This window comes from Inquilinus ginsengisoli, assembly GCF_050434925.1.
Classification (GTDB): Bacteria; Pseudomonadota; Alphaproteobacteria; order DSM-16000; family Inquilinaceae; genus Inquilinus; species Inquilinus ginsengisoli_B.
Genome location: NZ_JBNDJK010000001.1, coordinates 3217166 through 3236916, shown reverse-complemented (window position 1 = coordinate 3236916; position 19751 = coordinate 3217166). Strand labels below are relative to the sequence as shown.

The 19751-nt window shown below is 67.5% G+C and carries 16 protein-coding genes and 1 pseudogene; 6 read left to right on the top strand and 11 right to left on the bottom strand.

Annotated elements, in window-relative coordinates:
* Positions 1-116: 116 nt before the first annotated feature.
* The 4 genes and pseudogenes from QFZ27_RS15395 to QFZ27_RS15380 form a co-directional block, all read right to left on the bottom strand.
* Positions 117-1781: a tyrosinase family protein gene (locus QFZ27_RS15395; RefSeq protein WP_429227251.1), complete on the bottom strand. Its 1665-nt coding sequence runs from the start codon at positions 1779-1781 to the stop codon at positions 117-119.
* Between the two features lie 766 nt (positions 1782-2547).
* Positions 2548-4041, bottom strand: a complete 1494-nt coding sequence (locus tag QFZ27_RS15390; RefSeq protein ID WP_429232460.1) for a calcium-binding protein — start codon at positions 4039-4041, stop codon at positions 2548-2550.
* Between the two features lie 378 nt (positions 4042-4419).
* Positions 4420-4584: pseudogene (locus QFZ27_RS15385) on the bottom strand (calcium-binding protein); the annotation flags it as partial.
* A gap of 180 nt (positions 4585-4764) precedes the next feature.
* The gene (locus tag QFZ27_RS15380; RefSeq protein ID WP_429227250.1) at positions 4765-5373 is read right to left on the bottom strand and encodes a GntR family transcriptional regulator; all 609 of its coding nucleotides are present in this window, start codon (positions 5371-5373) and stop codon (positions 4765-4767) included.
* A gap of 141 nt (positions 5374-5514) precedes the next feature.
* Between QFZ27_RS15380 and QFZ27_RS15375 the strand changes: the two genes are divergently transcribed.
* The 3 genes from QFZ27_RS15375 to QFZ27_RS15365 are packed head-to-tail and all read left to right on the top strand — an operon-like array spanning position 5515 to position 8811.
* The gene (locus QFZ27_RS15375; RefSeq protein ID WP_429227249.1) at positions 5515-6417 is read left to right on the top strand and encodes a hypothetical protein; all 903 of its coding nucleotides are present in this window, start codon (positions 5515-5517) and stop codon (positions 6415-6417) included.
* 22 nt (positions 6418-6439) lie between these two features.
* The gene (locus tag QFZ27_RS15370) at positions 6440-7984 is read left to right on the top strand and encodes an ABC transporter substrate-binding protein (RefSeq protein WP_429227248.1); all 1545 of its coding nucleotides are present in this window, start codon (positions 6440-6442) and stop codon (positions 7982-7984) included.
* A gap of 2 nt (positions 7985-7986) precedes the next feature.
* Positions 7987-8811, top strand: coding sequence for a carbon-nitrogen hydrolase family protein (locus QFZ27_RS15365; RefSeq protein ID WP_429227247.1), 825 nt, complete (start codon positions 7987-7989; stop codon positions 8809-8811).
* Between the two features lie 7 nt (positions 8812-8818).
* Here the strand turns inward: QFZ27_RS15365 and QFZ27_RS15360 are convergent, their stop codons facing one another.
* The 5 genes from QFZ27_RS15360 to QFZ27_RS15340 form a co-directional block, all read right to left on the bottom strand.
* Complete coding sequence (locus QFZ27_RS15360; protein ID WP_429227246.1) at positions 8819-10327, bottom strand: Ppx/GppA phosphatase family protein; 1509 nt, start codon at positions 10325-10327, stop codon at positions 8819-8821.
* A 14-nt stretch (positions 10328-10341) separates the two neighbouring features.
* The gene (locus QFZ27_RS15355; RefSeq protein ID WP_429232459.1) at positions 10342-12534 is read right to left on the bottom strand and encodes an RNA degradosome polyphosphate kinase; all 2193 of its coding nucleotides are present in this window, start codon (positions 12532-12534) and stop codon (positions 10342-10344) included.
* Between the two features lie 147 nt (positions 12535-12681).
* Positions 12682-13599 (bottom strand): polyphosphate kinase 2, encoded by a 918-nt coding sequence (ppk2, locus tag QFZ27_RS15350; RefSeq protein ID WP_429227245.1) that lies wholly within the window; start codon positions 13597-13599, stop codon positions 12682-12684.
* Positions 13600-13716: 117 nt separating this feature from the next.
* Positions 13717-15129, bottom strand: a complete 1413-nt coding sequence (locus tag QFZ27_RS15345; RefSeq protein ID WP_429227244.1) for an adenylate/guanylate cyclase domain-containing protein — start codon at positions 15127-15129, stop codon at positions 13717-13719.
* An 81-nt stretch (positions 15130-15210) separates the two neighbouring features.
* The gene (locus QFZ27_RS15340) at positions 15211-16737 is read right to left on the bottom strand and encodes a helicase HerA-like domain-containing protein (protein ID WP_429227243.1); all 1527 of its coding nucleotides are present in this window, start codon (positions 16735-16737) and stop codon (positions 15211-15213) included.
* Between the two features lie 110 nt (positions 16738-16847).
* On the opposite strand from QFZ27_RS15340, the gene QFZ27_RS15335 reads away from it, so the two are divergent.
* From QFZ27_RS15335 to QFZ27_RS15325, 3 genes are all read left to right on the top strand, one after another.
* The gene (locus tag QFZ27_RS15335) at positions 16848-17363 is read left to right on the top strand and encodes a SixA phosphatase family protein (protein ID WP_429227242.1); all 516 of its coding nucleotides are present in this window, start codon (positions 16848-16850) and stop codon (positions 17361-17363) included.
* 27 nt (positions 17364-17390) lie between these two features.
* Positions 17391-17885: a hypothetical protein gene (locus tag QFZ27_RS15330; RefSeq protein ID WP_429227241.1), complete on the top strand. Its 495-nt coding sequence runs from the start codon at positions 17391-17393 to the stop codon at positions 17883-17885.
* Between the two features lie 310 nt (positions 17886-18195).
* The gene (locus QFZ27_RS15325; RefSeq protein ID WP_429227240.1) at positions 18196-18342 is read left to right on the top strand and encodes a hypothetical protein; all 147 of its coding nucleotides are present in this window, start codon (positions 18196-18198) and stop codon (positions 18340-18342) included.
* A gap of 100 nt (positions 18343-18442) precedes the next feature.
* On the opposite strand, the gene QFZ27_RS15320 is transcribed toward QFZ27_RS15325, so the two are convergent.
* A complete protein-coding gene (locus tag QFZ27_RS15320; protein ID WP_429227239.1) occupies positions 18443-18892 on the bottom strand; it encodes a nucleoside 2-deoxyribosyltransferase in 450 nt (149 codons plus the stop codon).
* Positions 18892-19665 (bottom strand): histidinol-phosphatase, encoded by a 774-nt coding sequence (gene hisN, locus QFZ27_RS15315; RefSeq protein ID WP_429227238.1) that lies wholly within the window; start codon positions 19663-19665, stop codon positions 18892-18894. The genes QFZ27_RS15320 and hisN overlap by 1 nt, the downstream gene beginning before the upstream one ends.
* Positions 19666-19751: the final 86 nt, after the last annotated feature.

The window sequence follows — 19751 nt, the reverse complement described above, 5'->3', positions numbered from 1 at the left end:
CTGGCCGCAGCGGCCGCGGCAGGGACAGCGTCATCTCCTGCGCCGTGGCGCTCCCGCCGCCGAGGCCCAGGATCGCGAGCAATCCGAGGGCCGCGGCGGCGAGGCTGAGCGCCGCCTTACTGCGTCGCCAACGAGACGGCCTTGAGCACGACGGCCAGCTTGTTCTGTCCATGGGACGGCACCACCCGGATGTTCAGCGTCGCCTCCGCCGCGGCTCCCAGTTCCGTGAAGGCGCGCAACGTCTTCGGCAGGGGCACCGCGAAGGTCAGGTCGCCATGCCCGTGCATGCCCGGCGTGTGTGCGCCGAACAGGGCGAAGGTGCCGGCATAGTAAGGGCTGTCGGCCGAGACCTGAGTGACGCCCTCGGGCGCGTTGACAAGGATGTCGAACTCGCGGGTCGGGGCCGGTCCCGACGGCTGAGGCAGCGTGATCTGCGCCACCAATGGCCGCCCACCCGTCGCGGCAAGATGACCCCGGACGGCGGCCGCCGGCACCGCCACCTTGCCGACATCGGCCGCCACGGAGCCTTGGATAGGCTGCGGCGGCGCGGCGGCGATCAGCCCGTCCCCAGTCTTCGGGACGACCTCCTCCCCCGACCCCGGCTCATAGTCGTAGTCGAACACGCTCATGTCGAAATAGTCGCCGGCCTTGGCCGGGCCGACGGGCTGGCCGTCGCCATCGACGTAGAACAGGAAGGGTTCGTTGTTGAAGGTCGCGGCATCCGGGCCGGCTGGACCGATGGGCCCACGCTCACGCATCTGCTTCCGCGTCCAGACATCCCACAGCCGATCCATGTTCGCGTGATGCAGGAAGAAGATCGGGTCGATCGGCGACAGGTTGTTGGTCATGTTGCCATAGGGGCCCGGGTCGGTCCTGCTGAAGCCGCCGAGGTAGTTGTGCGTCTTGTTGTGCGGGAACCCTTCGAGCAGGGAGAACACCTTCGAGTTGGGCGGCGCGGTGTTGTGCGAGGGCGTCTTGGCGCTGGTGAAGCTGAAGGGAGCGAAGGCTTCGTTGAAGTGCTTCGGCAGCAATCCTGCGATGATCATGAACAGCGAGACGTCGACGGCGGTCTTGCCGTCCAGCTTCGGGTTGTCGCGCGACAGGTAGCGGGCGCTGGAGGTCACGCAGAACGCCTGGTTCTCGGTGACGGCGTAGCCCCCCGATTCCGGCTCCGCCGGCGGCGGCGGCTGCGGCGGGATATAGCCGGTCACGTCGTTCCACATGTCGCCGAAGGTCTTGTAGCCCCGGTTGCTCAGCTGCGTGAGCTGGTCGGGCGACAGGCTGTCCCAGTATTGCGTCAGGGCGGGCGTGACGAAATCGGAGAACCGCGCCAGGTTGCCGGTATAGGGCAGATAGGCCGAATCCGTCGGGGTCAGGGGGCCGTCGAACATCCCGTCCGGGATCTGCGGCAGCTGGGTCCAGTCCCAATAGGGCAAGGCGAAATCCGGGTCGCCGCTCAGCGTGCGGATGGTGCGCTCGAAATAGCCGATATAGCCGCGGTGCCAGACATAGAACCACCAGTTGCCGTGCGGGCAGTCCATCATGTGGATGAACGCGTTGCGGAACCAGTTCTGCGGGTGGTCGGCCGGCAGGTCCAGCATCGCCTGCACGCCCTTGGCGTAGCTGGCCAGCATCCTCTGGCCGGCGGGGCTGGTGACGTTGGGGCGGGTGTATTTCGCGGCCGCCCGCGCCGGGCTGAGCGGCACGGCCGCTGCGCCGGCGGCGGCCGCGGCTGCCACCAGGACCTCGCGCCGCGTCAGGTCGAAATCCGTTCTGTCCATGCTGTCCTCCCGATAATCTGTCGATTGAAACCATCTCTTCTTAAAGCCGACCGGCTGCCGTGCAAAATTCAACCTATCTATATCGAGCCATCCACGATCTCCGTCAAAAATACTGCGTCATCTGTTTTTCGAGATTGGGTTAACATTTATTTCATTTGGAAATATCGCCAAAATTTACCTACATTATTAGGAACTGTTGTTAAATTCTAAGTTCAGTCTATCGAATATAGAGATAAACTAGCTGCGCATCACGCAGAAAATCTATCCGATTCCGGACTGCAGAACCCTATATCTGATATTATTTCCAATATTCCGCAATTCTTATTGTATGATTTAAATTAACAATAACATCGCATTGAATTATGGAAAAATTCTCTACTTTTGACGGCGGAAGGGCTCCGCTCGGCAATTGGTGGTGTGAAGCAGTCGCCGCTGCCGGGGGTACGGCGAGCCGCGTCTCGCCTTTATGACCCGTTCCTCGGTTCATGGGCCCGCAGCCTGACGCTCGAAATTGCCGCGGAACATGTGCTGGCCGAGCTGCCCAAGATCGGATTTGAGATCGGCGTGGACCTTGCCGGCGATGTCCCGCCGACGGCGGCAGAAGGCGTGGTCCGCCGAAGCTGCAATTCCCCTGAAGGCCAAAGAGAACGATGCCCTGTTCCCTGCAGATTGGCTCGTATGCCGCACGACGCCCCCGCGCATCGCGGGATACGGTTGGCCGGTCTTGGGACCGGCCAACCAACCCGAAGCCGCCGGGGTTGAGCGCCTACAGGACGAAGTCGGACGCCTGCAGCGCAAAGGCGCCGGTCAGCACGATGTGGAAGTCGGAGACGCCGTCGCCGTTGAGGTCGCCGGCAATGGTGGTGACCCCGGGGCTGTTGGCGGCGGCGCGCAGCTGGCCGGCCTGGTGGGTAAAGGCGCCGCCGCCGATGAAGCTGAAGGCCTGGTCGCCGGCGACGGCGGTGCTGGCGTCGATCGCCGACAGGTCGACCCGGTCGCCCTGGGCACGGCTGAAATCGGCGACCCGGTCGGCCGCCCCGACAGCGCTATGGGAGACGGCGGTGAGGACGAAACGGTCGGCGCCGGCCCCGCCGGTCAGCACATCCTGCCCGGCCCAGCCGTTCAGCACATTGGCCAGGGCGCTGCCGGTGATCTGGTCGGCGCCGGTCGAGCCGTTGACGTTCTCGATGCCGACCAAGATGTCACCCTGGGCTTCGCCGCCCGTGCCGGCGCCGGTCGAGAGATTGACCGTCACGCCGACCGTACCGGTGTAGTAGCTGGCGGTGTCGCTGCCAGCGCCGCCGTCGATCCGGTCCCCGCCGGCCCCGCCGCGAAGCACATCGTCGCCGCCCCAACCGGCCAGCGCATTGGCGCCGGCATTCCCGCTCAGGCTGTCATTGCCCTGGTTGCTACCAGTAAGGCTCTCGATCGATACCAGGGTGTCGCCCTGGGCGTCGCCGCCCGCGGCGGCGCCGGTCGCGAGATTCACCGTCACCCCGGCGGCACTGGTGTGGTAGCTGGCGGTGTCGGTGCCGGCACTGCCGTCGAGGCGGTCGGTCCCGGCTTCGCCGCGGAGCACGTCGTTGCCGTCGCCACCCTCCAGGGTGTTGGCGCCGGCATTGCCGCTCAGCGTGTCGTTGGCGTGGCCGCCGATGAGGTTCTCGATGCCATCCAGCGTGTCCCCCTGCGCGTCGCCGCCGCTGCCCGTGCCGGTGACGAGGCTGACCGAGACTCCGGCGGCGCTGTCGTCGTAGCTGACGGTGTCGATGCCAGTGCCACCGTAGAGCGCATCGACACCAGCCCCGCCGCGGAGCCGGTCGTTGCCCCAACCGCCATCGAGGGTGTCGCTGCCGGCCAAGCCGTCGAGCGCATCGTTGCCGCCGTCGCCCGCCAGCACATTGTTCACGGCCGAACCGGTCAGGACATCGCCGAAGCCGGCGGTGCCGCGGATATTCTCGATATCGTTGCCGATCGTGTCGCCCTCGGCATCGCCGCCCGATGCGGTCAGGGCCGTCAGATCGACCGCCACCCCGGCGGTGCCGCCATAGACGATGGTGTCCAAGCCGGCGCCGCCGATCAGGACGTCTGCTCCGGCGCCTCCGTCGAGGCTGTCACTTCCCCTACCGCCACTGAGCGTATCGGCTCCAGCCCCACCGCTCAGGGTGTCCCGGCCGTCTTCGCCATCGAGAACATTGGCCAGACTGTTGCCTTTCAGAACGTCACTGTAGTCGGTCCCCACTAAACCCTCGATACTGACCATCGTATCGTCTTGCCCATCGCCAAAACTGGCAATTCCTGTCGAAAGGTCAGCTCGAACGCCAACATAATCATAAGCTAAATAAGTTAAAGTATCATACCCATCGCCACCATTAATTCTATCAAAACCAATCCTACCAGCCTCACCCCATATAATATCATCTCCTCCATTTCCGATTAGAATATCGCTACTATCGTACCCGCCAAATATATAGTCTCTATCATTGGATCCTTGAATTTTATCGTCAAAATCACTTCCCGCTATTCCCTGTATATTTATCAATATGTCACCCGATTCATCTCCACCCGAACCAATCCCTGCTCCAAGATCAATAAAGACTGCCGACCAAGATGAGAAATAGACCGCCCAGTTGTTTCCCGCTCCGCCGTCCAGGACATCGGCTCCGCTGCCACCGTAGAGGTCGTCGTCGCCCCCGTAGCCGCGCAGGATGTCATTTCCTCCATAACCGAAGATTTCATCATCACCGACGGTTCCATTCAGTGTGTCGGCACCGCTTCCACCCGCGATATCCGTGGCCAAGGACATGGCATTAGCGGGTACATTTCGCATCGACATTATTCCCTCCGCTTCATGAAATTGCATATCGCCAACTGTACAAAAAAAACGTTCGCGCATCATGGCGATACAAATTCGGATACTAAATTGCAAAAGCAGAACAGCTCAATCCGAAAGAAGAGAACTTACGACGCCGGGGCTGCCAACCGATCACCGCCGATTGATGTGGTGATCAATCAGTTGGCGCAGCGCCGCCGCGTCGCGGGCGCGGATGGCGGCGACCATGGCGTGGTGCTCCTGCGCGCTCAGGCGCAGCCCGGCCAAAGTGAACCAGCGGCCGGTGGTGCCGGACTGGCCGCGCTCGCGCATGTCGTGGATCAGCGCCGCCAGCACCGGGTTGCCGGCGATGTTGTAGAGCCGGCGGTGGAAGGCGTAGTTCAGCTCGGTCCGGGTCGGCGGGTCGGCGGTCTCGATCGCCTGCCCGAAGCGCGTGGCGATGTCGTCAAGCTCGGCCAGGTCGGCGGCCGTCGCCCGCGCCACCACCGGCTCCGCCGCGCCGGTCTCGAGGATCGTCCGCACCGCCTTCAGATGCAGCAGCTCCTGCGGGTCCGGCGCCGCCACCCGGAAGCCGCTGTTGACCTTGTGCTCGACCAGCCGGCGGTTCTTCAGCTCGACCAGCGCCTGCCGCACTTCGAAGCGGTTGGCCTCGTAGCGCTCCTGCAAATCGATCTGCTTCAGCCACTCCCCGGCCCGATAGACGCCGTAGAGGATGTCATCCCGGATCGCCTCGACCAGCGTCTCGACCCGCCCCCGATCCATGCCCTGCCGCTTCATCGTTCTTCGGTGTCTCGTTCCGTCCGCGCCCGGCGCGCCAGCAGCCTTGTAGCATGCCGGGTTGCCGTCTGCGATTTTGACGTCTATCGTCACGGAAAAATTGGCGCCAATTTTGGAGAATGCCAGATGGCCGATGGCGGCGTGCTGAAGGCGGATCTCGAAACCGGGTGTGCGGCGGTCCCCGGAGCGATGGCGCGACCGACGCCGGCGGGTCCGCGGCGGACGGGCACCACGCCGGTGCTGTCCTGCCGGGCCGATCCGCGCTTCGGCTACAGCCTGTTCGTGCCGCCGCGGCTGCGCGGCACCGAACGGGTGCCGCTGCTGGTCGCGGTGCATGGCAGCCTGCGGGGCGTGGAATCGAGCCGCGACGCCTTCGCCGACTTCGCCCGCTGGCACGGCGCCGTGGTGCTGGCGCCGCTGTTCCCGGCCGACCCGCTCGGCGACGGCAACGAGGACGGCTACAAATACATGGCCGAGGGCGACATCCGGTACGACCGGCTGCTGCTGGCCATGGTGGCGGAGACCGAGGCGCGCACCGGCCTGGGCTTCGACCGCTTCTGCCTGTTCGGCTTTTCCGGCGGCGCCCATTTCGCCCACCGTTTCCTCTACCTGCATCCGGAACGGCTGCGTGCCGTGTCGATCGGCGCGCCGGGGTCGGTGACGTTGGTCGACCCGAAGCGCGACTGGTGGGTTGGCACGCGGGACATGGAGCGGCTGTTCGGCCGCGCCCCGGACCTGGAAGCGATGCGCCGCGTGCCGGTGCACCTGGCGATCGGCGACAGCGACCTGGAGACGGCGTCGATCACCCACCGGCCCGGCAGCCGGCACTGGATGACGGACGCCAACCGGGCCGGGGCCAACCGCATCGCCCGACTGACCAGCCTGCGCCGCAACCTGCAGGCGCAGGGCCTGGCGGTGCGGCACGACATCATCCTGGGCGCCGCCCATGATCTCGCGGCGGTGGCGGAGCGGGCGCGCGACTTCTTCCACGACGTGCTCGGCCCCGACCGGGCACCCGCCTTCGCATAACCACAAAACGACAGGGGGCAGAATGAACCGGCTCATGCTTCTGGCCACGGCGGCGGTCCTGGCGGCCCTCCCCGCCGCGGCCGAGACGCCGCGCGGCGGCACCATCAGCACCGTGCTGTCGGCCGATATCCGCAGCACCAACCCGGGCGTCGACCGCGACGGCGCCACCGACATCGTGCACCAGCACATCGTCGAAGGGCTGGTCGGGTTCCGCGAGGACCTGGAGGTCGGGCCGATGCTGGCCGACCGCTGGGACGTGTCGGACGACGGCAAGACCTACACCTTCCATCTGCGCCGCGGGGTGAAGTTCCAGAACGGCGCCACCATGACCTCGGCCGAGGTCAAATGGTCCTGGGACCGGCTGATGGACCCGGCCACCAAATGGCGCTGCCGCGACGTCTACACCGGCGACAACGGGCTGAAGGTCGAGAGCGTGACGATGCCGGATCCGGACACCGTGGTCTATGTGCTGGACCGGCCGAGCGCCGGGTTCATGTATAATCTGGCGCGGATGGATTGCGGCGGCACGCCGGTGCTGCACCCGTCCTCGGTCAAGCCGGACGGCAGCTGGGACAAGCCGGTCGGCACCGGCCCGTTCATTCTCTCGGACTGGCGGCCGGGCCAATACATCGAGCTGAGCCGGTTCGACGGCTACACCCCGCGCGACGATGCCATGAGCGGCTATGTCGGCCGCAAGGAGGTATTCGTCGACAAGGTCCGCTTCAACATCATGCCGGATTCGGCGGCGAAGCTGACGGCGCTGCAGGCCGGCGCGCTGGACACGGCGCCGCTGGAATCGCAGGACCGGATCCAGATCCAGGACAATCCGGCCTTCGCGGTCGAGTCCAGCATCACCCCGGGCTGGGAGGCGCTGATCCTGCATTCCGAGGACCCGATCCTGCAGGACAAGCGGGTACGGCAGGCGATCGTGATGGCGCTGGACCGCGCCGCCATCGCCGAGGCCGTCACCTTCGGCGGCTCCAAATTCTCGGCGACGCCGGTGCCGGAGTTCAGCCCCTACCACTCCCAGGCCCAGACCGACGCCCTGCCCTACGATCCGGAGCGAGCCAAGGCCCTGCTGGCCGAGGCCGGCTACAAGGGCCAGCGCATCGTCATGACCGCGAACAAGCGCTATGCCGAGATGTATGACTGCGGCGTGCTGATGCAGGACATGCTGCGCAGCGTCGGGCTGAACGTCGAGCTCGAGGTGCTGGAATGGACCGCCCAGCTGGACGCCTACCAGACCGGCAAGTTCCAGACCCAGTCCTTCTCCTACTCGCCGCGGCTCGACCCGCTGGGCCAGTGGGAGAGGATCATCGGGCCGCAGCCGCGCAAGATCTGGAAGGACCCGCGCGCCATCGACCTGCTGGCCCAGGCCAACGCCACCACCGATCGGGCGCAGATGCAGGCCGTGCTGGACCAGATCGGCCGGCTGTTCACCGAGGAGGCGCCGGCCGCCAGCCTGTACCTGCACGCCTCGGACTACGCCGTGGCCAAGCGGATCCAGGGCTTCAAGGTGTGGCCGGCCGACGCGCCGCGCTACTGGAACGTCTCGGTGACGAAGTGACCGTGATCCGCGCCGCTTGCATCCAGTTGAACGTGGGCCCGGAGGTCGGCCCCAACCTGGCTGCCGCCGGCGTCCTGATCCGCGACGCCGCGGCGCGCGGGGCGACGCTGATCGCACTGCCGGAGGTGGCGGATGCGATCATCGAGGATCCGGCGCTGCTGCAGCAGCGGGCGCAGCCGGAGGAGCAGCACGAGGCCCTGGCCGGCTACCGCGCTTTGGCGCGGGAGACCGGGACGGCGCTGCTGCTCGGCTCCGCCGTCGTGCGCACCGAGGGGCCGCGCTTCGCCAACCGCTCCTACCTGCTCGGCCCCGACGGCGCGGTGCTGGCGCGCTACGACAAGATCCACCTCTACGATGCCGACCTGCCGGACGGCGAGGTGCATCGCGAGAGCGCGCAGTTCGCGCCCGGCGGCACCGCAGTGGTGGCGCGGCTGCCGGGCGGCGGCCGGCTGGGGCTGACCATCTGTTACGACCTGCGCTTCCCGCAGCTGCACCGCGCCCTGGCCAAGGCGGGGGCGGAGATCCTGGCGGTGCCGTCCGCCTTCGCCTGCGCCACCGGAGCCGCGCATTGGGAGGTGCTGCTCCGGGCCCGGGCGATCGAGACCGGCTGCTTCGTCCTGGCCCCGGCCCAGACCGGCACGCATCACCTGGGCCGCCGCACCTGGGGCCATTCGCTGATCGTGTCGCCCTGGGGCGAGGTGCTGGCCGATGCCGGGACCGAGATCGGGGCGATCATCGCCGATCTCGACCTTGACCGGGTCCGCGCCGCCCGCGCGGCCCTGCCGACGCTGACGCATGACCGGCCCTTCGAAGTGGTGGCGGCCTGAGCGGCCCCTACCCCGCCGCCCGCCGCGTTTCCTCGATCACCACCCGGCCCGGCTTGCCCAGGGCCTTGGCAACGGCATCGAGCCGGCGGTCGACGGCGAGGCCGGTCAGCGCCTCTTCGTCGGCCGGCAGAGTCAGCACCACCGCCTCACCCGACACCGAGAGGCTGGTGCGCTCGAGCAGCGAGGTGGCGCCGCCGGTCAGGGTCTGGGCCAGGCGCAGGGCCTGGCCGAGCAACAGCACACGGCTGCGCATCGCCTCGGTCAGAAGCTCCAGCACCGGACCGGTCAGCGCGTCGCCCAGCGTGCCGCCGTAGCGGACATACACGGCCGCCGCCAGGAACACCCGCTCGGCATGGTCGAGCCCGGCGACCGGCATGCGCAGCACCCGCAGCCAGGCATGCTCGGCCCGGTAGTCGGGATGCTCGAACCAGCCGATATCGGAGAGCAGGCTAGCCGCCTGGCGCAGCCGCGCATCGTCCGCGGTCTCGTCCGGGAACACCGAGCGGGTCCATTCCGCCACCACCTCGGCATGGCCGAAGCGGTCGAGCCGGTGCGCCAGCTCGGCGGCGGCGAAGATCAGCGGGTCGCGCGCCTGGTCCTCCGGCGACAGCAGGTCGTAGAGATGGCCTTCGCGCAGACCGAGGGCCGAGAACACCACCCGCGCCGGCTTCAGCGTCTTCAGCACGCCTTCCAGCACCAGCGCCGCCATCGGCAGCATCTCGACCCGGCGGCGCGAGATCGAGGCGCCGGACAGCGCCCCCTTGCTCTGCTTCGCCACCAGGCCGACGAACTCGGCCAGAGCGCCGGTCGGCACCGTGTACTGGTGGATGATGTGCAGCGGATGGTTCACCCGCTCCATGAACAGCTTGGCGATGGCGCGCCAGGCGCCGCCGACCGGGTAGAAGCTGCGGCCGGCATAGGCCGGCAGCCAATCCTGCTGGCCCAGCGTGTCGAGCACGACGCTGCGCGCCTCCTTGCGCGCGCCGGTCTCGTCCATCAGCCGGAACGGGCCGAGCGGCAGGGTCACCTGCTCGTCGATCTCGCCGCGGTCGAGCCCGACCAGCTCGAGCGAGCCGCCGCCGAGATCGCCCATCACGCCGTCGACGTCGCGGATGCCGGAGATCACGCCCAGGGCGGACAGCCGCGCCTCCTCCACCCCGCTGATCACCGTGACCGGCAGGCCGCAGCGACGCTCGACCTCGGCGACGAAGTCGGCGCCGTCCTCGGCCTCGCGCACCGCCGCGGTGGCCAGCACGTCGACCCGGTCGACCCCCATGCCTTCCAGCAGCCGGGTGAAGCGCGAGAGGTTGTCGAGCGCCTGGACCACGCCCTCGGGCGACAGGCGGCCGGCCTGGCCCAGGCCGCGGCCGAGCCCGCACATCACCTTCTCGTTGAACACTGGGACGGGCGACCGGGTCACCCGGTCATAGACGACGAGACGGATCGAGTTCGAGCCGATGTCGATGACGCCCACCCGCCCCGGCCGGGACGGAACGATCGGTCCGATACGGAACACCTAATCTCGAATCCTTATTCCGCGGGCTTGGCCAGGCGGCGCGGGGCCCGTTTCGCATCCTTCAGAGCGCTGCCCCGGCCGGACAGGCTGGGGTTGGTCATGAAGTACATGTGTGCGCTGAAGGCATCCTCCGGCGCGTCGATCCGATGATAGCGGCCATCGGGGTCGAGCATCCAGGTATTCGATTCGTCCTTCAGATTCGCCAGCATGATCTGCTCCATCACCTGCTGGCGGACGGTGGCGTTCTCGAGCGGCACCAGGCTCTCGATCCGGCCGTCGAGGTTGCGCGGCATCCAGTCGGCCGAGGACAGGTACACCTTGGCCTGGCGCGACGGCAGCTTCTGGCCGTTGCCGAAGCACAGGATACGGGCGTGCTCGAGGAAGCGGCCGACGATCGAATGCACCCGGATGTTCTCGGACAGGCCGGGCACACCCGGGCGAAGGCAGCAGATGCCGCGGATCACCAGGTCGATCTCGACCCCGGCCTGGGAGGCCTGATAGAGCTTGTCGATGATGGTGGCATCGACCAGCGCGTTCAGCTTGACCCAGATCTGGGCCGGCTTGCCGGCCTTGGCATTGTCGATCTCGGCCTCGATCGACTCCATGATCCGGCTGCGCAGGAACAGCGGCGCGATCGACAGCTTCTCCAGCTTCGCCGGCCTGGCGTAGCCGGTCATGTAGTTGAACACCGCCGCCGCGTCGTGGCCGAGGCCAGGATCGCAGGTGAAGAAGCTGAGATCGGTGTAGATCTTGGCGGTGATCGGGTGGTAGTTGCCGGTTCCGAAATGGGTGTAGGTGCGCAGGCCGCCCTGCTCGCGCCGCACCACCATCGAGATCTTGGCGTGGGTCTTCAGGTGGATGATGCCGTACACCACCTGGGCGCCCGCCCGCTCCAGGTCGCGGGCCCATCGGATGTTGGCCTCCTCGTCGAAGCGGGCCTTCAGCTCGACCATCGCGGTGACCGACTTGCCGGCCTCCGCCGCCTCGACCAGGGCCTGGACGATCGGCGAGTCCTTCGAGGTCCGGTACAGCGTCTGCTTGATCGCCACGACATCGGGGTCACGCGCCGCCTGGCGCAGGAACTGCACGACGATGTCGAAGCTCTCATAGGGGTGGTGGACGACGATGTCCTTGGCCCGGATCGACGCGAAGCTGTCGCCGCCGAAATCGCGCACCCGCTCCGGGAACCGGGCGTTGTAGGGCGGGAACAGCAGCTCCGGCCGTTCGTCGACGATCAGCTTCCTGGTGTCGCTGAGGCCGAGCAGCCGGTCCATGGCGAAGACGTCGTCGTCCTTCACCTTCAGCTTCTCGCAGACGAAGCGGCGCAGCGATTCCGGTACGTCGGCGGAGACGGCGAGGCGGATGACGATGCCCTTGCGCCGGCGCTTCAGCGCGCTCTCGAAGGTCTTGACCAGATCCTCCGCTTCCTCGTCGATCTCCATCTCGCTGTCGCGGATCACCCGGAACACGCCGCTGGCGATCGGCGTATAGCCGGGGAAGAGCCGATCGAGGAACAGCTTGACCACGTCCTCGAGCAGCACGAAGCGGATCGGCGATCCGGGCAGGCGGGTGAAGCGGTCGAGCTGCGGCGGCAGCGGCACGATCGCATCCATCTCGTCCTGCGTTTCCTCCCCGGCGTTGACCAGGGTCAGGGCCAGGCACAGGCCGAGATTGGGGATGAAGGGGAAGGGATGGGCCGGGTCGATGGCGAGCGGCGTCAGCACCGGGAACATCTCGTTGAGGAACCGCTCCTCCAGCCAGGCCTTCTCCGGCTTGGTCAGCTCGTCCGGCCCGACCACGGCAATGCCGGCGGCGCGCAGCTCCTCGCTCAGGACGCGCCAGCAATGCTGCTGGTCGCGCATCAGCTCCTGCACCCGGGTGGTGATCTCGCCAAGCTGCTGCGCCGGGCTGAGCCCGTCCTGGCTCGGCGAGGCGACGCCGAGCGCCACCTGCGCCTTCAGCCCGGCGACGCGGACCATGTAGAACTCGTCCAGGTTCGAGGCCGAGATCGACAGGAAGCGCAGCCGCTCCAACAGCGGGTAGCGGGTGTTGTAGGCCTCCTCCAGGACGCGCTGGTTGAAGGCCAGCCAGGACAACTCCCGATTGATGAAGCGGTCGGGCGAATCCGCGGGGATCGCAGGAAGGGCGGGTGCGCGCTCGTCCTCCGGCGCCTCGGCGGCAATGGCCTCGGCGGTGTTCTGCAACATGGTCACGGGTCGCCTCCGAGCCTTCATCATCGCAACAAAACTGTAATATCAAGCCCTTATCGGGCTCGATTTCGCCTCACTATACACAAGCCCGGACGAGAAGCGCCATGCTCCGGGTGCGGGGGTCACCGCGCCCGGCTCCAGTCCTCAGTAGCGCTGAGGCACGTAGAGTTCGGCCGGCAGCGTGCGGCGTTCGTAGTTGGGGTCGAACACCCGTTCCGGCAGGTTGATCTCCTCGTGTGGCACCTCCTCGTAGGGGACCGCCGAGAGCAGGTGCGAGATGCAGTTCAGGCGCGCCCGCTTCTTGTCGTTGCCTTCCACGATGTGCCAGGGCGCCTCGGGAATGCTGGTGCGCTCGAACATGGCCTCCTTGGCCTTGGTGTACTGCTCCCAGCGCACCCGGGACTGCAGGTCCATGGGCGAGAGCTTCCACTGCTTGATCGGATCGTGGATGCGCATCAGGAAGCGCAGCTGCTGCTCCTCGTCGGTGATGGAGAACCAGTACTTCACCAGGATGATGCCGGAGCGCAGCAGCATGCGCTCGAACTCCGGCACGTCGCGGAAGAAGTCCTCCACCTGGCCTTCGCTGGCAAAGCCCATGACGCGCTCGACGCCGGCACGGTTGTACCAGCTGCGGTCGAACAGCACGATCTCGCCGGCGGCCGGCAGGTGCGGCACATAACGCTGGAAGTACCACTGGGTCTTCTCGCGATCGGAGGGGGCCGGCAGCGCCACCACCCGGCAGGTGCGCGGGTTGACGCGCTGGGTGATGCGCTTGATGGCGCCGCCCTTGCCGGCGCTGTCGCGGCCCTCGAACAGGACCACCATCTTGAGGCCCTTGTAGTGGACCCAGTCCTGCAGCTTCACGAGCTCGCTCTGCAGGCGCAGCAGCTCGTTGAAATAGATGCGGCGGTCGATGGTGTTCTTCCTGCGCGTCTCGAGCAGGGCGCGGAGCTCGGGCGGGACGCGGGCGTCGTCGACCGCCTGCTCGAGCTCCTCGTCGATATCGTCCTCGAGCTCGATCTCGAGCCAGCTGCGGGTCTCGGTGTCTTTCAGCTCAGTCATGTGCCTGCCTCCTGCTGCTCACCCCCCGTGTACCCGGAAGCTACTGCAGTTTGGTGACAGTCGGTCACCGGCCGGACAGGTCCCGCCGCTTCTGCCTGGCGTCGCCCCTTCCCCGCGTCAGCTCATCGCGAAGACGGGCATGCGGTCGGCGACGCCCCGGAGCGTCAGCGCCTGAGGCCGAGCCTCGACCCCGCGCGACGAGAGCTGCCGGACTGACTCCGCATCCTGGAGCACCGCCTGGGTGGCGAAGATGCTGTCCTCGGTGGCCAGCGCCTGCACCCGCGATGCGATGTTGACGGTCTGGCCGAAATAGTCCTGGCGGTCGTTGAGGTTCACCGCGAGGCACGGCCCCTCGTGGATCCCGATCTTCAGGATCAGTTCCTCCGCCCCCTGCCGCGCGTTCAGCTGCCGCATGGAGTCGCGCATGCGCAGCGCGGCCGAGACGGCCCGGTGCGGCGTCGGGAACGTCGCCATCACGGCATCGCCGATGGTCTTGACCACGGCCCCGGATTCGGACGCCACGATCTCGTTCAGGATCTGGAAGTGGGAACGCACCAGGTCGTAGGCGACGAGGTCGCCGACCCGCTCATACAGGTCGGTCGAGCCCTTCAGGTCCGTGAACAGGAAGGTCAGGCTCATGATCTTGAGCCGCTGTTCGACGTCGAGCGTTTCCGTCCGGTAGAGGTCGCGGAAGGTCTGGTTGGTCAGCAGCCGCTTGGCGGTCAGGAACGGACGGCGGCCGCCCAGCAGGACGCACATCTCCGGGCCCATCACATAGACGCCGACCAGGACCCGGCGCTCCGTCCGATTGTCCAGCACGAGGCGGAGCGGACCGGGAGACAGGGTCGACCGGCCGACGCCGGCATTGGCGCTGGTGAAGACCAGGGACAGATCGCGGCGCTCCGCCGTCGGCTCGCCCTCCACATCGATCAGATGGGCGGCGTGGGTCACGGGGTCGAAGATGGCGACGGGCTGTGCCGGGATCTGCAGCGCCAGGATCATCCGTTCGCCGGCCTGCAGCTCGACGGTCTCCAGCATGACCTTGCCGCTGAGCTCGTCTAACGCGCCGGGCTCCGGGAAGGCCAGGCCGGAGCCGTAGAACACCTGCCGGTGATACTCCCAGAAGCCGAGGCTGTCGGGGTCATGGGCGGCGATGCCGCGGATCCGGGGGCTGACCGTGAAGCTGACCTCGACCGTGTCGTCCAGCGTCGGCTCGCTGGTCAGGCTGCAGAAGGCGCAATGGTAATCCTGCTGCCGCACACTCTTCAGCGTGGCGTTGGCGCCGAGCACGCCGCCGCAGCTGGGGCACAGGATGTTCCAGGACATCTCGAACAAGCCCAGCCGCGAGGCGTGCAGCAGGGCCGCGATCACCTGCTCCTCGTCCAGGCCGCGGTCGGCCGCGACGCCCACAGCGTTGATCCGCGCCAGCTCCTCGTCGCGGCCGTTGCGGATGAGATCCGCAAGGGCATCGACCACGCCGGGGTCGGCCGAGCGGCGCAAGGCGTCGAAGAGGGCGTCGTTGTCCTGCATGGCCGGAGCATACCCCAGTCGCGCCCGTGACGGACAGGGGCGGCTTGCCCTACGGCACGACGCCCCCGGCCGCACGGCCCGTCAGCGCCGGCCGCCGAAGAGCGAGCCCAGGACACCGCGGACCACGGCGCGGCCGATGCTGCCGCCGATCGTGCTGGCGCCCGAACCGCCGACGCTGCGCCCCAGGCTGCGGCCCAGCTGGGTTCCGACCGAGCTGCCGGCATTGCGGATCACGTCTCGGAAGATCGACTCCGCCATGCTGGGGCCTTCCTTGGCCTCGGCCTTCGCCTGGGCCTTGGCCTCGGCGACGGACGTTGCCTGCCGCTGCGCCTCGGCCGCCTTGGTGCTCAGCTTCTCATAGGCGGAGTCGCGGTCGATCGCGGTGGCGTATTTCGCGGCCATCCCGCCGGCGGCGATCGCTGCCTGGCGCTCGGCATCGGTGATCGGGCCGAGGCGCGAGACCGGCGGGCAGACCAGCGCCCGCTCCACCACCTCTGGGATACCCTTGGGGTCGAGGAAGGAAACCAGCGCCTCGCCCACCGCCAGCTCCTGCAGCGCCCTGGCGACGTCGAGCCCGCCCTCGGTGCGGAAGGTGTCGGCGCTGGCCTTCAGCGCCTTCTGGTCGCGCGGCGTGAAGGCGCGCAGCGCGTGCTGCGCCCGGTTGCCGAGCTGGGCCAGCACCTTATCCGGCACGTCGATCGGGTTCTGGGTGACGAAATAGACGCCGACGCCCTTGGAGCGGATCAGCCGCACCACCTGTTCGACCTTCTCGACCAGCGCCTTCGGCGCGTCGTCGAACAGCAGATGCGCCTCGTCGAAGAAGAACACCAGCTTCGGCTTGTCCGGGTCGCCGAGCTCGGGCAGGCGCTCGAACAGCTCGGACAGCAGCCAGAGCAGGAAGGTGGCGTAGAGCCGGGGCGCCTGGATCAGCGTCTCGGCGGCCAGCACGTTGATCACGCCGCGCCCGTCCGTGCCGGTGCGGATCAGATCGGTGAGGTCGAGCGCCGGCTCGCCGAAGAAGGCCTCCGCCCCCTGCTGCTCCAGCACCAGCAGCTGGCGCTGGATGCTGCCGACCGAGGCCTTGGAGACGTTGCCGTAGACGCCGGTGAACTTCGACGCGTTCTCGGCCATGAAGGCCAGCAGCGCCTGCAGGTCCTTGAGGTCGAGCAGCAGCAGCCCTTCCTCGTCCGCCGCCTTGAAGGCGATGTTGAGCACGCCCTCCTGCGTGTCGTTGAGCTGGAGCAGGCGGGACAGCAGCAGCGGCCCCATCTCCGCCACCGTGGCGCGGACCGGCGTGCCCAGCTTGCCGTACAGGTCCCAGAACACGGTCGGGTAGCCCTGATACGTCAGCGCGCCGAGGCCGAGCGTCTGGGCGCGCTCCTCGATCTTCGGATTGGCCGCGCCCGGCTGGCTGATGCCGGCAATGTCGCCCTTCACATCGGCGACGAAGACCGGCACGCCGGCCTGGCTGAAGCCTTCGGCCAGGACCTTGAGCGACACGGTCTTGCCGGTGCCGGTGGCGCCGGCGATCAGCCCGTGGCGGTTGCCGAGGCCGAGCAGCAGCCGGTGCTCGCGCTCACCCTTGGCGAAATAGAGTCCGTCGGTCATGTCCGTCTCCTCGGCCCGCGGCCCGGCATAACGGGCGCATCATCCGCATGGTGCCTCGTGGCTGGACGCGGCGCCAGATGTTGCGCAGGGTAGGCCCGCGAGGAAGCACGATGAAGACCCTGATCCTGCTGCGGCATGCGAAATCCGACTGGGCCGACCCGGAACTGGCCGACCATGACCGGCCGCTGGCGGAACGCGGCCGCGACGCCGCGCCGAAGATGGGCGCCTGGCTGAAAGCGCACGGCCCGATGCCGGACTTGGTGCTGTGCTCGACCGCCACCCGCGCCCGCCAGACCCTGGCGCTGGCACTCGAGGCGCTGGGCGCCGCCCCCGAGACCCGCTTCGACCGCGGTCTCTATCTGGCCGGCGGCACCGGGGTGCTGGCCCGGCTGCGCCAGGCGCCGGACGCGGCGAGCACGGTGCTGCTGGTCGGCCACAACCCGGACCTGGAGCAGCTGGCGCGCCGGCTGGCGACGACGGGCGACAAGCCGGCGCTGACCCGGCTGGCGGAGAAGTACCCGACCGCCGGCCTCGCGGTGATCGAGTTGCCGGTCAAGCGCTGGGCCGAGGCCGGACCCGGCGGCCGGCTGGTCGCGTTCGAGACGCCGAGGACGGCCGAAAGCTGATCGCTTGGATTTCGTGGGAGACCTATCTTGGGCCGACAGATCGCCATCGTCATGAATGACCAGGATGAACATGATTTCCTGACCTTCCTGCGGTCGACGTGCAACATCGCCCTATTCGAGTATTTTGCTCCAACCGAGCAGGCGCTGAGGGTCGAGAGCTTCAATCCCGAACGCACGGGGCATTGGAGCTACAACATCTGGAATCGCAGTTACCCCTGGCATCCCACCTTCGGACAAGTCGGCCCCAGGGCACACAATCCGGATCATGTGGGCTGGGCCTACATCTCGAATGTCAGCACCGCGCCTGTCCTCGAGTTCACGAGGTCGGATCCTGCAGGAACGAGACCGGGGCGCATCTACTGGGCGAGAGCTTTCTCTGCCACCGAACCCCTGCGATACAACGATGCGTCGTTCTCGCGCTGGGTCGACCGGGTCTGGCAGTGGGTCCGCAAGAACGGCGCGAAAGCCGACAAGGGCAATCCGTCGAGCGCTTATGTCCTGTCGGGAGCTGCGGCCGATTGAGCGTTCGATGCCGGGCCGAGCGGCCTTCGAGACGCCGAAGTCGGCCAAGTGCTGGTCGCCATAATTCTGCCCAGATCAGCGCCAGACGATTCGAAAAAGTCGCCACAACAATCAAAAGCCAAAACCGTTCCTGTCTTTCGAATTATTCATTGTCTACAGATTCCATGATGGCCATTTGGTCACATCGCAAAATTGTCCTTTCGATGAACTTATCGTAAGCTGACAGAGACTGACGACGGACCAACATTCCCAATGCGTGGAATCGACACCGCGCCCGAACGGGCGCGGAGGCCAGCAGAGGATGTTCGCCATGTCACGTCTCTCGACCCGCCTGCTCACGATCGGAGCGGCGCTGATCGCAGCCTCCACTCTGGCCGGCTGCGTCGTCTATCCCGCCTATTCCCGCCCGGTCTACTACCACCCGTACTACTATCACCCCTACTACCACGGCTGGTGAGCGAGGCCCCTCCCCGACCACGAAGACCGGGTTGCCGATCACCGCCGGGTCCGGGGTCACGCCCAGGCCCGGCGCGGTGCCGGCAGCCTGTCAAAGGCGGTCAGCGGATGCCGGCGAGATAGCCCAGTAGCGCATCTGCGTCGTCGAACACGGCGTCGAGCGGCATCGCCAGCATCGGGTTCAGCTTGGCGCCGAGGAAGGCGGCGCGGGAATCGGTGTGCAGCCCGACCAGCCGGCGCCCGGGCTTGGCCAGCTGGCGATGGGCATAGGCCATGCCGAGCTCCAGCGCCGCCCCCTCGTCCGGCACCCGGCCGTCGAGCACGACCAGCAACACGTCACAGGCGAAGACCTGGTCGCGGTCCAGCTCGAAGATCGCGCGGCGCCGCTGCTCCGGCGCCATCGACGCCCACGGTTCGCGGCGGCTCTCGACCCCGTCGCGCTGCGGCAGGAAGACGGTGAAGCCCAGCGCCTCGATCCGTTCCGCCAGCACCGCGTTGAAGACCAGCTCGGCGGCGGAGAACAGCGGCGCGGCGAAATACAGGCTCGGCATCAGCCGTGTCCGATCACGTCCAGCGCCGCCCGGTGCAGCGCCGGCGTGGCGGCGGCCAGGACTTCGCCCGAGGAGTCGAGGCCGAGCGGCTGGCCCTGCCAGTCGGTGATGACACCGCCGGCGCCCTCGATCACCGGCACCAGCGACATGTAGTCATAGGGCTGCAGGCCGCGCTCCATCACCAGGTCGATGCAGCCCAGCGCGACCAGGGCATAGCCGTAGCAGTCGAGGCCGTAGCGGCGGTGCTTCACCGCCCCGGCCAGCCGCTCGAAAGCTTTGAGGGAGTCGCCCGAGAACACCTCCGGCGAGGTGGTGGTGAGGATGGCGTTACCGAGGCCGCCGCAGTCGCGGGTGCGGCAGGGCTTGCCGTCGGCCAGCGACGGATGGCCGATATGGCCGACGAAGCGCTCGCCCAGCGCCGGCATCTCGATCACCCCGACCCGCGGGCGGCCCTTCTCGACCAGGGCGATCAGCGAGCCGAACAGGGGCACGCCGGCAATGAAGGCGCGGGTGCCGTCGATCGGATCCAGCACCCAGACCAGGTCGCGGTCGATGCCCTCGCGGCCATGCTCCTCGCCGAGGATGCCGTGGTCGGGATAGCGGCCATTGATCATCTGCCGCATCAGCTGCTCGACCGAGCGGTCGGCCATGGTCACCGGCGAGTCATCGGCCTTGTCCTCGACCGCAAGCCCGGTGCGGAACCAGCGCATCGCCGCCGGACGGGCGGCATCGGCGAGGCTTTCGGCGAAGGCGACCAAGGGATCGGCGGTCATGGCAGTCTCGGGTCTTCGGGCGGAGGGCCGCGCAGCCTCGCCGGAAACGCCGGTTGGGGCAAGTCCGGTAGATGATGGGTTCATGC

What these genes read in the sequence shown, in the direction of transcription:
- QFZ27_RS15395 (WP_429227251.1), bottom strand. Translation starts at nt 1,781, where the DNA reads ATGGACAGAACGGATTTCGACCTGACGCGGCGCGAGGTCCTGGTGGCA.
- QFZ27_RS15390 (WP_429232460.1), bottom strand. Translation starts at nt 4,041, where the DNA reads ATGGTCAGTATCGAGGGTTTAGTGGGGACCGACTACAGTGACGTTCTG.
- QFZ27_RS15380 (WP_429227250.1), bottom strand. Translation starts at nt 5,373, where the DNA reads ATGGATCGGGGGCGGGTCGAGACGCTGGTCGAGGCGATCCGGGATGAC.
- QFZ27_RS15375 (WP_429227249.1), top strand. Translation starts at nt 5,515, where the DNA reads ATGGCCGATGGCGGCGTGCTGAAGGCGGATCTCGAAACCGGGTGTGCG.
- QFZ27_RS15370 (WP_429227248.1), top strand. Translation starts at nt 6,440, where the DNA reads ATGAACCGGCTCATGCTTCTGGCCACGGCGGCGGTCCTGGCGGCCCTC.
- QFZ27_RS15355 (WP_429232459.1), bottom strand. Translation starts at nt 12,534, where the DNA reads ATGTTGCAGAACACCGCCGAGGCCATTGCCGCCGAGGCGCCGGAGGAC.
- ppk2 (WP_429227245.1), bottom strand. Translation starts at nt 13,599, where the DNA reads ATGACTGAGCTGAAAGACACCGAGACCCGCAGCTGGCTCGAGATCGAG.
- QFZ27_RS15345 (WP_429227244.1), bottom strand. Translation starts at nt 15,129, where the DNA reads ATGCAGGACAACGACGCCCTCTTCGACGCCTTGCGCCGCTCGGCCGAC.
- QFZ27_RS15340 (WP_429227243.1), bottom strand. Translation starts at nt 16,737, where the DNA reads ATGACCGACGGACTCTATTTCGCCAAGGGTGAGCGCGAGCACCGGCTG.
- QFZ27_RS15335 (WP_429227242.1), top strand. Translation starts at nt 16,848, where the DNA reads ATGAAGACCCTGATCCTGCTGCGGCATGCGAAATCCGACTGGGCCGAC.
- QFZ27_RS15325 (WP_429227240.1), top strand. Translation starts at nt 18,196, where the DNA reads ATGTCACGTCTCTCGACCCGCCTGCTCACGATCGGAGCGGCGCTGATC.
- QFZ27_RS15320 (WP_429227239.1), bottom strand. Translation starts at nt 18,892, where the DNA reads ATGCCGAGCCTGTATTTCGCCGCGCCGCTGTTCTCCGCCGCCGAGCTG.
- hisN (WP_429227238.1), bottom strand. Translation starts at nt 19,665, where the DNA reads ATGACCGCCGATCCCTTGGTCGCCTTCGCCGAAAGCCTCGCCGATGCC.